14 protein-coding genes are annotated in these 14,222 nt (G+C 67.1%); 9 read left to right on the top strand and 5 right to left on the bottom strand.

Annotation, left to right across the window (positions count from 1 at the left end; translation table 11 throughout):
* Positions 1-45: 45 nt before the first annotated feature.
* The 3 genes from PYV00_RS14780 to PYV00_RS14790 are packed head-to-tail and all read right to left on the bottom strand — an operon-like array spanning position 46 to position 3,609.
* A complete protein-coding gene (locus tag PYV00_RS14780; RefSeq protein WP_275229060.1) occupies positions 46-1,416 on the bottom strand; it encodes a glutamate--cysteine ligase in 1,371 nt (456 codons plus the stop codon).
* Positions 1,417-1,453: 37 nt separating this feature from the next.
* Positions 1,454-2,203, bottom strand: coding sequence for a 16S rRNA (uracil(1498)-N(3))-methyltransferase (locus tag PYV00_RS14785; protein WP_275229061.1), 750 nt, complete (start codon positions 2,201-2,203; stop codon positions 1,454-1,456).
* Between the two features lie 11 nt (positions 2,204-2,214).
* On the bottom strand, positions 2,215-3,609 hold the full coding sequence (locus PYV00_RS14790; RefSeq protein WP_275229062.1) for a M20/M25/M40 family metallo-hydrolase: 1,395 nt from the start codon (positions 3,607-3,609) through the stop codon (positions 2,215-2,217).
* 327 nt (positions 3,610-3,936) lie between these two features.
* Between PYV00_RS14790 and PYV00_RS14795 the strand changes: the two genes are divergently transcribed.
* Positions 3,937-4,722, top strand: a complete 786-nt coding sequence (locus PYV00_RS14795; protein ID WP_275229063.1) for a precorrin-2 dehydrogenase/sirohydrochlorin ferrochelatase family protein — start codon at positions 3,937-3,939, stop codon at positions 4,720-4,722.
* Here PYV00_RS14795 and PYV00_RS14800 read toward each other — a convergent pair whose 3' ends face one another.
* The gene (locus tag PYV00_RS14800) at positions 4,723-6,138 is read right to left on the bottom strand and encodes a sulfatase-like hydrolase/transferase (RefSeq protein WP_275229064.1); all 1,416 of its coding nucleotides are present in this window, start codon (positions 6,136-6,138) and stop codon (positions 4,723-4,725) included. It abuts the gene before it with no gap.
* Between the two features lie 322 nt (positions 6,139-6,460).
* Here PYV00_RS14800 and rplS point away from each other — a divergent pair, with 322 nt between their 5' ends.
* From rplS to PYV00_RS14840, 8 genes are all read left to right on the top strand, one after another.
* Positions 6,461-6,844, top strand: a complete 384-nt coding sequence (rplS, locus tag PYV00_RS14805) for a 50S ribosomal protein L19 (protein WP_275229065.1) — start codon at positions 6,461-6,463, stop codon at positions 6,842-6,844.
* 103 nt (positions 6,845-6,947) lie between these two features.
* The gene (locus tag PYV00_RS14810; RefSeq protein ID WP_275229067.1) at positions 6,948-7,973 is read left to right on the top strand and encodes an aspartate-semialdehyde dehydrogenase; all 1,026 of its coding nucleotides are present in this window, start codon (positions 6,948-6,950) and stop codon (positions 7,971-7,973) included.
* Between the two features lie 78 nt (positions 7,974-8,051).
* Positions 8,052-8,591 (top strand): DUF1993 domain-containing protein, encoded by a 540-nt coding sequence (locus PYV00_RS14815; protein ID WP_275229068.1) that lies wholly within the window; start codon positions 8,052-8,054, stop codon positions 8,589-8,591.
* On the top strand, positions 8,588-9,031 hold the full coding sequence (locus tag PYV00_RS14820; RefSeq protein ID WP_275229069.1) for a GFA family protein: 444 nt from the start codon (positions 8,588-8,590) through the stop codon (positions 9,029-9,031). Before PYV00_RS14815 ends, PYV00_RS14820 begins: the two co-directional genes overlap by 4 nt.
* A 42-nt stretch (positions 9,032-9,073) precedes the next feature.
* A complete protein-coding gene (locus PYV00_RS14825) occupies positions 9,074-9,325 on the top strand; it encodes a FitA-like ribbon-helix-helix domain-containing protein (protein WP_275229070.1) in 252 nt (83 codons plus the stop codon).
* Positions 9,322-9,720, top strand: a complete 399-nt coding sequence (locus PYV00_RS14830) for a type II toxin-antitoxin system VapC family toxin (protein ID WP_275229071.1) — start codon at positions 9,322-9,324, stop codon at positions 9,718-9,720. The genes PYV00_RS14825 and PYV00_RS14830 overlap by 4 nt, the downstream gene beginning before the upstream one ends.
* The gene (locus PYV00_RS14835) at positions 9,721-10,476 is read left to right on the top strand and encodes an alpha/beta fold hydrolase (protein WP_275229072.1); all 756 of its coding nucleotides are present in this window, start codon (positions 9,721-9,723) and stop codon (positions 10,474-10,476) included.
* Between the two features lie 62 nt (positions 10,477-10,538).
* The gene (locus PYV00_RS14840) at positions 10,539-12,353 is read left to right on the top strand and encodes a M2 family metallopeptidase (protein ID WP_275229073.1); all 1,815 of its coding nucleotides are present in this window, start codon (positions 10,539-10,541) and stop codon (positions 12,351-12,353) included.
* Positions 12,354-12,501: 148 nt separating this feature from the next.
* Here the strand turns inward: PYV00_RS14840 and PYV00_RS14845 are convergent, their stop codons facing one another.
* Complete coding sequence (locus tag PYV00_RS14845; protein ID WP_275229074.1) at positions 12,502-13,929, bottom strand: AMP nucleosidase; 1,428 nt, start codon at positions 13,927-13,929, stop codon at positions 12,502-12,504.
* Positions 13,930-14,222: the final 293 nt, after the last annotated feature.

The following is a 14,222-nucleotide window of genomic DNA, read 5'->3' on the forward strand; positions in this document are numbered from 1 at the left end:
CGCCCGCTTGAGCCCCGGACCGCTCGGGCGCGTCCACGATCGCGTTTAGAAGCTTTCCTCGTAGATGCGGCTGATATCGCCGCCCCATTCGCCGTGGAACTTGTCGAGCAGGCGCTGCGCCGGCACTTTGCCGGACTTGACGATCTCGGCCAGCGGCTCAAGAAAACCGCTCTCGTTGTTGCCGCCGGTATCGAGCCGGCCGCGCGCGTTGAGCCCGGCCCGCGCGATGTCGACCACTTCGCCCGCGATCTTGCGCAAGGTGCCGCCGCCGGGGATCGGCGCGTCGAGCCCCAGCCGGGGCACCGCGTTGCGCAGGGTCTCGCGCCCTTCCATGTCCCAGCCGCGCACCAGGTCCCAGGCGGCATCGAGCGCGCCCTGATCGTACAGCAGGCCCACCCAGAACGCGGGCAGCGCGCAGATCCGGGTCCACGGGCCGCCATCGGCGCCGCGCATTTCGAGGAACGATTTCAGCCGCACTTCGGGAAAGGCGGTGGAAAGATGGTCGGTCCAGTCGCTCAGGCGCGGCAGTTCGCCGGGCAGGGCCGGCAAGCGGCCTTCCATGAAATCGCGGAAGCTCTGGCCGGCGGCGTCGATGTATTTCCCATCGCGAAAGACGAAGTACATCGGCACGTCGAGCATGTAGTTCACATAGCTTTCATAGCCGAAATCGCCGTCGAACACGAAAGGCAGCATCCCGGTCCGCGCCGGGTCGGTGTCCGACCAGATGTGGCTGCGATAGGAGAGGAAGCCGTTGGGCTTGCCCTCGGTGAACGGGGAATTGGCGAACAGCGCGGTGGCGAGCGGTTGCAACGCCAGGCTGGTGCGGAACTTGTGCACCATGTCGGCCTCGCTGGAATAATCGAGGTTCACCTGGATGGTGCAGGTGCGCAGCATCATGTCGAGACCCATCGTGCCGACGCGGGGCATGTGCCGCAGCATGATCGCGTAGCGGCCCTTGGGCATCACCGGCAGCTCGTCGCGCCGCTTGTCGGGCCACATGCCGAGGCCGAGGAAGCCGGTGCCGGTCCGCTCGCCGATGGCTTTTACTTGTTCGAGGTGGCGCCCGGTTTCGTTGCAGGTCTCGTGCAGGTTTTCAAGCGGGGCACCCGAGAGTTCGAGCTGGCCGGCGGGTTCGAGGCTGACGGCGCCGTCCTCGCCGCGCAGGGCGATGACCTTGCCGCCTTCCTCCACCGGCTCCCAGCCGAACTCGGTCAGCGCCATCAGCATGTCGTGGATGCCGCCAGGTTCGTCATAGGAAGGCGCGTGGTGATCGCCGACATCGTAGACGAGCTTTTCATGCTCGGTGCCGATGCGCCATTTCTCGCGCGGCTTCTCGCCCGCCGCCATGGGTTCGGCGAGTTGGGAGATGGATTCGATCACCGGATCGATATGATCCGACATCTCGCGCGTGCTCATGGGCGTGCCGTTAGGGGAGAGACCGGGGGAGCGCCAGCTATTTATGCCAGTCGCCCGCCAGCCCCATCCACAATGCCGTCGCGGCGATGGCGGCGGTCTCGCCGCGCAGGATGCGCGGGCCCAGCGAAATCGCGCGCGCTTGCGGATGCGCGCGGATCGCAGCGCGCTCGGCATCGTCGAACCCGCCTTCGGGGCCGACCAGCAGCGCCGCCGGGCCGGCATGGGCGGTAAAGGCGGTGGCGGCGGGCGCGCCGCCCGTCTCGTCGGCGAAGAACAGCGCGCGGTCCCCGGGCCAGTCGCGCAGCAGCGCATCGAGCTTCACCGGCTCGGCAAGCTGGGGCAGCGCGGTGCGCGCGCATTGCTCGGCCGCTTCGGTGACGATGGCGCGCGCGCGTTCGGCGTTGAGCTTGTCGGCCACGCAGCGCCGCGTCACCACCGGCTGGAGGCGCCGCACGCCCAGCTCGGTGCCTTTTTCGAGCACGAGATCGAAGTTCGGCTTCTTGAGCAGCGCGGCGCAGAGCGTGAAATCGGGCACCTGCTCACGCAGGCGCAAGCGGTCGCGCACGGTCAGCGTGATCTCGCGCTTCGCCACGGCGCTGACCGTGGCGGCCCATTCGCCCGTCGCATCGTCGCACAGGATCACCGCGTCGCCCGTGGCCACGCGCATCACCCTGGCCAGATAATGCGCCTGCCCCTCGCCGATGGTCACGGGGACGCCGGGTGCCAGGACATCGCCCACGAACAGGCGCGGCGCGCTGCGAGGCGGCCAGGCGGGCGTCGCGATCAAAGCCGGCGGCCTTACCGGGCGATCGTGCGCAGCACCGTTTCCCACTGCTTCACGCCGGGATCGAGCGTCGCCAGCGGCAGCCGTTCGTTAAGCCCGTGGGCGAACTCGTCCTCGGGCCGGATGAACGAGGCCGAGACGGCCAGCGCGGTGATGCCCTTGGCGCGGAAATGCATCGAATCGGTCGCGCCCGCGCTCATGCCCGGAACGATGGCGATGCCCGGCGCGCGTTCGTGCACCGCCTTGTCGACGGCGGCCATGATCCTGGGGTCCAGCGGCGATTCGATCGATTCGAGCGTGCCGTTGTCCTTGAACGCGATGCCGATCGCCGGATCGGCGATGATCTCGCCCAGCGTCTGCTGCACACCGGCGCGGCTGGTGCCGGGGAAGATGCGGCAATTGACGTTGGCTTCCACCGATTGCGGCAGCGCGTTGGGCGCGTGGCCGCCGTTCACCATCGTCGGCACGCAAGTCGTGCGGATCACGCCGATATATTCGGGGCGCGCGGAAAGCGCGGCGATCGCCGCCTCGTCCTTCGGGTTGGCGGCATAGGCGCGCATGGCCGGCGCGATATCGGCGGGGGCCTGCGGTGCGCTGCCTTCGAGGTAGGCCTTGGTCAGCGGGCTGAGCTGCGGCGGGAACTTGTAGGCCCAGATCCTGGCCAGCGCGGTGCCCATCGCGGCGATCGGGTTGGTCTTGCCCGGCCGGCTGGAATGGCCGCCCGGATCGCTGATCTTCAGCGTATAATCGGCGTAAGTCTTCTCGCCGGCCTGCACCTGATAGACGAACGGCGTGCCATCGGCGGAAAGCTCGCCCCCGCCTGCGTCGGCATTGAGCACCAGCGCGGCATCGGCCAGCGCGTCGGCCATGGCCTTGGTGGTGGCCATCTGGGTTTCCTCGTCCCCCGAAAAGCCGATGACGATATCGCGCGACGGCACCCAGCCTTCGCGCTTCAGCTTGGCGATCGCGGCCATGACCATGGCAAGGTCGCCCTTGTTGTCGATCGCGCCGCGCCCATAGACGAAGCCGTTCTCGACCACCGCCTTGAACGGATCGCGCTCCCAGTCGGCCGGCCTCGCCTCGACCACGTCCATATGCGCGATCACCACATAGGGCTTGGCCTTGCGATCGCGGCCGGGATAGCGCGCGGTGAGGTAGCCGGTCTCGCCCAGCGGGGTGAACGCCACGTCCTCGGCCCTGAACCCGGCGGCGACGAGCCGCGCCTTGAGCTTTTGCGCCAGCACCGGCACTTGCCCGCGCCCGGCGACGGTCGGCACCTCGATCGCTTCCCTGAGGATCGCCAGCGCTTCCTGGCCGGCCGGGGTGGCGGGGCCGGAGGCGCCCGTTTGGGCCGAGGCGGGCAGGGCGGCCGCCAGCAGGGCGGGAACGGCAAGCAGGGCTGAACGCATCAAGGCTCTTTCCAATTCGGAGGCTGTCATCGCGGGACTGGTCCTGCCCTTGTCGCGCGATGCCAGGCCAAGTGCAACGCCCATGACAGGCCCGCGCACAGCCGCTAGGGCATTTTCCGGTCGACCGTTGCCGGTCGAAGGCTCGGAAAAATCCGGCGACCAAGGCAGGCACGCCGCTGTCGAGGCTTGCGGCGGGATGGCTCGGCACACAGCGGGAAGGCGCAGGAACATGGCGATATTTCCAGGTTTTTCGACGCGGCGATGGGCCATCCCGGGCAAGTTCCCGTGGCACCGCGCGGTTCGCTCGCTTGTGGCCTGGCCCGCCCGATGATCGCGCACCTTCCCCTGTTCCATCGCATCGCCGGGCAGCCGGTGATCGTGCTGGGGACCGGGGACATCGCCGAGGCGCGGCGCCGGCTGGTGGAGCGCGCGGGCGGCGAAGTGATCGGCGATGCCGCGCAAGGCATCGACCGGGGCGCGCGGCTGGCCTTCGTTGCGCACGCCGACGAGGCGGATGCCCGCGCCGATACGCTGCGGCTGCGCCATGCCGGCATCCTGGTCAACACCGCCGACCGGCCCGAGCTGTGCGACTTCATCGTGCCCGCGATTCTCGATCGCGCGCCGGTCCTGCTGGCGATCGGCACGGGCGGCGCATCCGCCGGGCTGGCCAAGGCGCTGCGGCTGCGGCTGGAAGCGCTGCTGCCGTCCTCGCTGGGCCGGCTGGCCGAGGTACTGGCTGGCGCGCGCGCGGCGCTGCGGGCGCGCTGGCCCGATGCGGGCGATCGCCGCCGCGCGCTCGATGCCGCGCTGGGCCAGGGCGGCGCGCTCGATCCGCTCGATCCCGCGAGCGCCGGGCGGCTCGACGGCTGGCTGGCCGGCGGGCCGGACGGCACGCGCGATGCCATGGTCGAGATCGTGCTGGCCAGCACCGATCCCGAAGACCTGACGCTGCGCCAGGCGCGCCTGCTCGGCTCGGCCGATTGCATCGCGCACGAGCCGCGGGTGCCGGCCGCGATCCTGGATCGCGCGCGGGCCGACGCGGCCCGGGTGCCGATCGCCCCCGGCGAAACCCCGCCGCTGCGCGCCGGCCTGGTGATCGTGCTGCGAAGCTGATTATCCGCCCGGCGTTCCCGCTTTCGCCGCGCGGTGCCGGAGCAGAATCCACGGTACGCGCTCGGCATCGAATTGCAGGCGGCTGCGCTGCTGGGTGAAGGGCGGCATGTGATCGCCGACGATCAGGATGTCGGTGGGCGGGAAGTCCGGCCGGCCGATCTCCTTCACCAGCGCGTCGGCGGTGTGGCCCCAGATCGAGAACAGGCGGCAGATCATCGGGAAATCGCCATCGAACTTCGCGCCGAGCCCTTCGCAATGCTCGGTGCCCAGCGCCTTGTTCTCGACGATCGGCAAATGCGAATTGAGCGTCAGCCAATAGATGAACTGCGGCTGCTTCGCGGTTTCGAGCTGGCGGCGGATGAAGCCCGGCACGCTGCGGTCGCAGGCGCCGGGAAAGACGTTGGGACACAGGCCCGCGCCGTGATCGAGCAGTTCCTGCCCGAAGACCATGCGCTGGAAGCCGATCAGCGGATACCAGCGGCTGCGATCGAAGAATTCGGGCTCGAACGCATGGTAGGACGTCGTGCGATAGCCTTGGCGCGCCAGCAGGGCGGGCAGGCAATCGGGCTGCGGAGCCCGGATCCTATCGTAATTGCCCCAATGCCCGCACAGTTCGCGGATCTCGCCACTGGTGGTCGATCCGAAATAGGGCGTGGTGCCGTGGATCATCTCGTAACGGCCGGCGAGTTCGGGGCGCATCCAGAACGCATCGAGCCGGGCGCGGAGCGCCGGGTCGCGCGGCTCTCCCATCGCTTCCACCACGATAAGGAGCAGGTTGGTCTTGCCGTCGGCCAGCGCGGCGAAGCCGGCCTGCGAGCTGGCCGAGCTGAACGGCGCGCCGTGCGGATCGGTGCGCGCGTAGGAGCCCATCGCGTCCTTCGAGATCGCATAGTCGCCGCCCGTCAGCAGCAGCGTGGCGCCCACGGCGGCGAACAGCCAGCGGGGTCGGCGGAAATCGCTGGGCTGGCGTAGCAGCCACAGCCCGGTGCCGAGGATCAGCAGCAGCAGCGCGGCGCCCGCGACATATTCGATCGAGGCTTGCGGGTTCATGTCGAAGACGAGGCCGATCACCGAAAGGATCATCGTCACCGCCATGTTGAACATGCGCGCGATGAAGCTGATGACGAGATAGGCCATCAGCGCCAGGAACAGCCCGGCGCGGCCCGCGTAGTTCAGCCGCCGCGCGATCAGCCCGGCCAGCCCGCAAAGCACCACTTCGGGATAGCGCGGCGGCCCGCCCATCAGCGTGATCGGCAGGAACGGCAGGTTGGGCAGCACCAGCCAGCAGGCCAGCCAGTTGAGGAAGGCGCGGGTTTCCGTGTTCCGGCGGGGCGTGGCCGCTGGCCGGTCGGATCCATCGAGAACGTCGGGTCCATCGAGAGCGTCGGGTCGGTCGAGAGCGATGGTGAGCGACATGCCTTCCCTTTCGCAGCCTCCATGCACCAGGATGGTTAACGATTGCTTGCGCGCAGGGGATGATCGCGGGGGCCACGCGCGGCTTGCCTCTTGCAATCCGGGCTCCCCTTGCGTATGGGCGCGCCTTCGAAATTCCCTTCCGCATGCGGCAAGGGCGCGCGAACCCTTGAAGAGCTGCGATCGGGGGGTTTGGCGAGGTGGTTTCCCGCTTTGGCGGAACCGGAAAAAATCGGTCACGCAGGCCATGCCTTCGGGAGCGCCATACCGGCGTTCGGGCGGGTTCTGCCTCTGGCGCGCGGCGAAAAATGAAGGACCAGGGTCAATGAACCTGATTCAGCAGATCGAGGCCGAGGAAATCGCCAAGGCCGCCAAGGAAATCCCGACGTTCCGTCCGGGCGATACGCTTCGCGTCGGCGTGAAGGTCGTCGAAGGCACCCGCACCCGCGTGCAGAACTTCGAAGGCGTGTGCATCGCGCGTTCGAACCGCGGCATGGGTTCCAACTTCACTGTCCGCAAGATCAGCTTCGGCGAAGGCGTGGAGCGCGTGTTCCCGCTCTATTCGCCGAACATCGATTCGATCGCCGTCGTCCGCAAGGGCGTGGTGCGTCGCGCCAAGCTGTATTACCTGCGTGGCCGCACCGGCAAACGCGCCCGTATTGCCGAGCGCCGCGACATTAAGCCCGGCGCCGAGGCCGGGCAGGGTTGACGGGAGGCTGATCCCACAAAGTTCAGTCACCACGAAATCAGACCGAAGCGGCCGGCTCCACTACCAGGAGACCGGCCGTTTTTCTTATCAAGGGATACGTGAAATGGGTTATCGGGTAGCCGTCGTCGGCGCGACCGGCAATGTCGGCCGCGAAATGCTGAACATCCTCGCCGAGCGCGAGTTTCCCTGCGACGAGATCGCCGCCGTCGCCAGCCCGCGCTCGACCGGGACCGAGATCGAGTACGGCGATACCGGCAAGATGCTCAAGGTGAGGAACATCGAACATTTCGATTTCACCGGCTGGGACATCGCCCTGTTCGCCGCCGGCTCGGGCCCGACCAGGATCTATGCGCCCAAGGCGGCCTCGCAGGGCTGCGTGGTGATCGACAACTCCTCGCTCTATCGCATGGAGCCCGACGTCCCGCTGATCGTGCCCGAAGTGAACCCGGATGCGATCGATGGCTACAAGGCGCGCAACATCATCGCCAATCCCAACTGCTCGACCGCGCAGATGGTGGTGGCATTGAAGCCGCTGCACGATGCCGCGAGGATCAAGCGCGTGGTCGTCTCCACCTACCAGTCGACCTCCGGCGCGGGCAAGGCTGGTATGGACGAGCTGTTCGAGCAGAGCCGCGCGATCTTCGTCGGCGATCCGGTGGTGCCTCACAAGTTCACCAAGCAGATCGCCTTCAACGTGATCCCGCACATCGACGTCTTCCTGGATGATGGCTCGACCAAGGAAGAATGGAAGATGGTGGTGGAAACCAAGAAGATCCTCGATTCCAGGATCAAGGTCCATGCCACTTGCGTGCGCGTGCCGGTCTTCGTCGGCCATTCGGAATCGCTCAACATCGAGTTCGAAAGCGAGCTTTCGGCCGAGCAGGCGCAGGACATCCTGCGCGAGGCGCCGGGCGTGATGCTCGTCGACAAGCGCGAGGACGGCGGATACGTCACCCCGGTCGAATGCGTGGGCGACGGCGCGACCTACATCAGCCGCGTGCGCGAGGATCCGACGATCGAGAATGGCCTGGCCCTGTGGTGCGTCTCGGACAACTTGCGCAAGGGCGCCGCGCTCAACGCGGTGCAGATCGCCGAGCTGCTGGGACGGCGCCACCTCAAGAAGGGGTGATCGGCGGAGCGCACCCGCTTGCCAAGCGGGTGCGCCGCCTCCACCTATCTAACCTGCAAGGCAAGGGAGATAGGCATCATGGACAAGCGCGAAGCATCGGCGGCCCTGGAACGGCTGGCGAGCCGGCTGGCAACGCTTTCGGGCATTCTCGACAAGGCCGAAGCCGATCCGGCGGGCCGTGCGCTGGAGGAGCTCGCACAGGCGCGGCTCGCGCCGGACATGCATCCGCTGGCCTGGCAAGTCTCGGCGGTCTGCACCCAGGCGCTGCAGTTCCTGGAATGGAGCCGGGGCCACGAAGTACCTCATACGGTTGCCGAAGTGACGGGCTGGGCCGAAGCGCGCGCGGCCCTCGCACAGACGCGGGACCGGCTGGCGCAGGCATTGGCGGACGCCGGGGAAACGCCGGAAGGCAAGCGTATCGTCCTGGGGCCGCTGGGGCTCTATCTCGATCTTTCGGCACCGCGCTATCTGGACGACTGGATCGTGCCGAACCTCTATTTCCACCTCACCACGGCTTACGCCATCCTGCGGATGCAGGGCATCGCGCTCGGCAAGGCGGACTTCATGGCGCACCTGATGGGCGATCTGAAGCCGATCGAACCCGAACTGGCGGCATGACCCGGGCGATGACCGGCGGCTGCCAGTGCGGCCGCATCCGCTACACGGCCCTGCTGGCGGACGACGAGGCCTATCTGTGCCACTGCCGCATGTGCCAGCGCGCCACTGGCGGCTTCGCGGCCGCTTTCGTGCATGTGCCGGCCGACGCGGTGACGTGGGAGCACGAGCCGGACTGGTACGACAGTTCGCCTATCGCCCGGCGCCCGTTCTGCGCCGGGTGCGGCACGCCGCTGGGCTTCCGCTTCCGCGATGGCGGGGGCATGGACCTGACCGTGGGCAGCTTTGATGATCCCTCCGCCTTCGTGCCGGTCGCGCACGCCGGGGCAGAGAGCCTGCACGCGGCCTGGCTCGACACGCGCGACCTGCCGCGCCAGTACAGCGCCACCACCGAAAGCGTGGCGAAACGCTGGAAGGCGGCAGGGCTGGCGGTGCCGGAATAGCGCTGTGTTGCGGCCATGCTATCAAAATGATATCATCATCGCATGGGCCAGATCCTGATCCGCAACCTTGATGACGACCTGATCGCCGACTATCGCGAGGCGGCGGCGCGCAACAACCGCTCGCTCGAAGCGGAAATCCGCGAGGCGCTGCGGATCTTGCGGCCCAAGAGCGCCAAGCGGCGCGAGGAACTGCTGGAACTGTCGCGGCGTATCAGCGCGATGACGCCCAAGGGCGTGGTTCAGACGCCGTCCGAAGATCTGGTCCGCGCGGATCGCGATGGCAAGCGCGAGTGAAGCGGATTGTCGATACCAGCGTTGCCATCAAGTGGTTTGTCATCGAAGCGGATCATGAAGCGGCAAAGGCGCTGATCGGGCAGGATCTGGTTGCCCCGGATATCCTCGTGGCGGAAATGTCCAACGCGATCTGGAAGAAGTGCCGCCTTGGCCAGATGGATCGCGCGCAGGCGGCGCTGGCGCAGTCCATGGTGGGCTCCTTCATCGAGCTTCTGCCTTCCGTTCCCCTGGCTGAGCGGGCCTTGCGCATCGCCATCGAACTGGATCATCCGGTCTACGATTGCTTTTTTCTGGCGCTTGGCGAAATGCTCGATCTGCGCGTGATGACGGCCGATCGTCGTCTTGCAACCCGCTGTCAGGGTTCGCCATTCGCCGAACAGATCGAGGTTCTCTAGATGACTGCCCCCCGCACCGAATTCCATGAAGGCTGGGGCGGCGCGAAGCTGGCCGTCCATCGGCTGGGCGCCGGGCGGCCCGTGCTCTTGCTGCATGGCCTGTTTTCCAGCGCCGGGGTCAACTGGATCAAGTTCGGCACGGCGGCGCGGATCGCCGATGCCGGGTTCGAGGCGATCATGCCGGACTTGCGCGCGCACGGGCAAAGCGATGCGCCGCACGATCCGGCCGCCTATCCCGAAGACGTGCTGGTCAAGGACGCGCTCGCGCTGGTCGCGGGGCTGGGGCTGGCCGACTATGACCTTGGCGGCTTCTCGCTGGGCGCGCGCACCTCGGTGCGATCGGTGCTGGCCGGGCTCGCGCCGCGCCGGCTGGTGCTGGGCGGCATGGGGCTGGAGGGACTGGCCGGCTGGGCGCGGCGCAGCGCCTTCTTCATCGACGCGATCGACCGCTTTGACGAGATCATGCGCGGCGATCGCGCCTACTTCGCCAAGTCCTTCATGAAGACGCAGAAGGTTGACCGGGTGGCGACGCGGCTGCTGCTGGGATCGGTGGACGACACTCCGCCCGAGGCGATCGCGCACGTCACCATGCCGACGCTGGTGGTCTGCGGCGCGGAAGACCGGGACAACGGCTCCGCGCCCCGGCTGGCCGAAGCGCTGCCCCAGGCGCGCTATGCCGAAGTGCCGGGCACGCACATGACCTCGGTCAGCCAGCGCCAGTTCGGCGATGCCATCGCGGAATTTCTCGCGGCTTGACCCGTGGGGGTGGGGGCGCCAAGCATGGCGCATCCGCAAACCCAAACAACGGGGCAGCCATCATGAAAATGCACATCGTCTCGCTGGCAGCGCTCGCCGGAGCGCTTGCCGCAACCCCCGCGCTTGCCGAGGACGCCGCGCCGTCCAGCCAGAGCGCCGGGGATTTCGTCAAGCAGGCCGAAGCCACCTATGCGCAGAAGCTGGTCGAAGGCGGCCAGGCCGAATGGGTCTATGAGACCTACATCAACCAGGACACCGAGGCGCTGACCGCGCGGGCCGGGGCCGATTACACCCGGTTCACGGTCGATACCGCGCTGACGGCCGCGAAATACGCCGCGCGGCCCGACCTGCCCTATGACGTCAGCCGCAAGCTCAACCGGATGCGCACGATGATCGTCCTGCCCGCGCCGACCCGGCCCGGCGCGGCCGAGGAGATCGCCACGCTCACCGCGCGGATGCAGGGCATCTACGGCAAGGGCAAGGGCACGTTGCGGGGCCAGCCGATCAACGGCAGCGATATCGAGGCGGCCATGGGCACCAACCGCAATCCCGACGAGCTGAAGGAGATGTGGACGAGCTGGCACGACAATGTCGGCACGCCGATGAAGGCGGATTACGCCCGCATGGTCAGGCTGGCCAACGAAGGGGCCACGGAGCTGGGCTATGCCGATGCCGGCGCGCTGTGGCGTTCGAACTATGACATGACGCCCGAGCAGTTCGCCACGCTCACCGAGAAGCTGTGGCAGGAAGTGAAGCCGCTTTACGAACAGCTCCACTGCTACACCCGCAGCAAGCTCAACGAGAAATACGGTGACGGCGTGCAGGCGAAGACCGGCCCGATCCGCGCCGACCTGCTCGGCAACATGTGGGCGCAGGAATGGGGCGGCATCTATGACATCGTCGCGCCGCCGGGCGCGGGCGACCTGGGCTATGACATCGGCGACCTCCTGACCGCCAAGGGCTATGACCCGATCAGGATGGTGAAAGCGGGCGAGGGTTTCTATTCCTCGCTGGGTTTCAAGCAATTGCCGTCCACCTTCTGGGAACGCTCGCAATTCGTGAAGCCGCAGGATCGCGAGGTGGTCTGCCACGCCTCGGCCTGGGACATCGACAACAAGGACGATCTGCGCATCAAGATGTGCATCAAGGTGAATGCGGACGATTTCGTCACGATCCACCATGAGCTGGGGCACAATTACTATCAGCGCGCCTACAACACGCAGCCGGCCTATTACCTCGATGGCGCCAACGATGGCTTCCACGAGGCGATCGGCGATACCATGGCGCTGTCGATCACGCCGCAATACCTGGTCCAGATCGGCCTGCTCGATCCCGCCCGCGTGCCCAGCGCGGACAAGGATATCGGCCTGCTGCTGCGCCAGGCGATGGACAAGGTGGCCTTCCTGCCGTTCGGCCTGATGATCGACCGCTGGCGCTGGAAGGTCTTCTCGGGCGAGATCGCGCCCGAGAACTACGAGCAGGCCTGGACCGACATGCGCCAGCAATATCAGGGCATCGTCCCGCCGGGTGCGCGCCCGGCCGGCGCGTTCGATCCGGGGGCGAAGTATCACCTGGCCGCGGTGGTGCCCTACACCCGCTATTTCCTGGCGCGGCTGCTGCAGTTCCAGTTCTATGAGGCGGCGTGCAAGCAGGCGGGCTGGAAAGGGCCGCTGCATCGCTGCAGCTTCTACGGCGACAAGCAGGTGGGCGAAAAGCTGAACGCGATGCTGGAAATGGGCGCATCCAGGCCCTGGCCCGACGCGCTGGAAGCCTTCACCGGCAGCCGCGAGATGAGCGGCAAGCCGATGCTGCGCTACTTCGCGCCGCTGCAGAAATGGCTGGAAAAGCAGAACGCGGGCAAGACTTGCGGGTGGTGAGGGCAAGGAATTCCTCCCCGAGCTTGTCTCGGGGAGGTGGCAGCCGCATGAGCGGCTGACGGAGGGGTAACGGCGCAAGATCCCCCTCCACCCCGACGCCTGCGGCGTCGCGGTCCCCCTCCCCGAGCAAGCTCGGGGAGGAATTCGCTCACCGGAATGGCGGTTCGTTGAACGCGCGCAGCTTGCGCGAGTGCAGGCGCGCGCCTTCGGCGTGCAGCAGTTCGCAGGTCTTGAGGCCGATCTTGAGGTGCGAGGCGATCGCTTCCTCGTAGAAGCGGTTGGCCTGCCCCGGCAGCTTCAACTCGCCATGCAGCGGCTTGTCCGAAACGCACAGCAGCGTGCCGTAAGGCACGCGGAAGCGGAAGCCCTGGGCCGAGATCGTCGCGCTTTCCATGTCGATGGCGACCGCGCGTGACTGGCTGAAGCGCTTGGCCGAATGGCTGTAGCGCAGTTCCCAGTTGCGATCGTCGGTGGTGACGATGGTGCCGGTGCGCATCCGCTTCTTCAGGTCCATGCCGCCCGTGCCGCTGACCACTTCGGCCGCCTCGGCCAGCGCCTGCTGGACTTCGGCGATGGCTGGCAGCGGGATTTCGGGCGGCAGCACGTGATCGAGCACATGGTCGTCGCGCAGGTAGGCGTGGGCCAGCACGTAGTCACCGATCTTTTGCGAGCTGCGCAGGCCGCCGCAATGGCCGATCATCAGCCAGGCCTCGGGCCGCAGCACGGCCAGGTGATCGGTGATCGTCTTGGCGTTGGACGGGCCGACGCCGATGTTGACCAGCGTGATGCCCGAACGATCCTCGCGCGTCAGGTGATAGGCGGGCATCTGGTGACGCCGCCAGGCGGTGTCCGACAGGCGATCGCGCGCGTTGTCGATCGGCGCTTCCAGATAGAGCCCGCCCGCGCCCGACAGCGCGGTAAAGCCGTTCGATCCCACTTGCTTGCCGGCCCAGTCGACGAATTCATCGACATAGCGGTGATAGTTGGTGAACAGGATATAACGCTGGCAATGATCGGGGCTGGTGCCGGTGTAATGCGCCAGGCGGGCCAGGCTGAAATCGGTGCGCAGCCCGTCGAACAGCGCCAGCGGCAAGTCGTGGAAGCTGTCCATCTCGACCCCGTCGGCGATCTCGTCGCCGATCATGGCCAGCTCGGTCGCAGGGAAATGCGCGGCCAGATCCTGCGGCGTGACCGTGCCGAGCGGCTGCCCGTCAAGCACGTAGGGGAAAGGGATCTCCTGCCGCGATCGTGCGACCTCGATCCTGACGCCGTAGTCGGCGGTCAGCAGTTCGAGCTGCTCGGTCAGATAGTCGCGGAACAGGCCGGGCCGCGTGATCGTGGTGGAATAAAGCCCGGTGGTGTCTAGCCGGCCGAACGAACGGCTCGATTCCGGGCGATATTCGTGGCCCGAGTAGTGAACCCGCAGCTCGGGATAAGTCCAGGCGTTACTCAGGCGCCGTTCCGCCGGGGGCAGGGTGCCGTCCCGGACGAAGGCGGCAATGTCGGATTGCAGGGTGGCGACGGCTTCGTCGTAGACGCGGACCAGTTCCGCGATGATCGTTTCGATGGATTGCATCGCGATTTCTTACGCGCGCCATGTTGCAATGCAAGGGCGAGCTGCGCCGCCGCGCGCCGCCGCGGGCCGGGAAGGCGCCGCAGCCGCATGGCGCCGGCGGCCCGGCGCGCCGATCTTGCGCCTGCTTGCGCGGCCGGTTGACATCCGAAATTTGCCGAAGTAGGTTTTGTACCGCTAAAAAATATACCGTTACATACGATTTGTAGCGGTACATAAAAACGGGCCGCTGAACTCCGGGAAACGAGCCGGCCTGCGAAGAGACTGGGAGGTGCGACACTGTTCTTCAGGTCATC

The organism is Novosphingobium album (ex Liu et al. 2023), from assembly GCF_029076845.1.
GTDB lineage: Bacteria > Pseudomonadota > Alphaproteobacteria > Sphingomonadales > Sphingomonadaceae > Novosphingobium.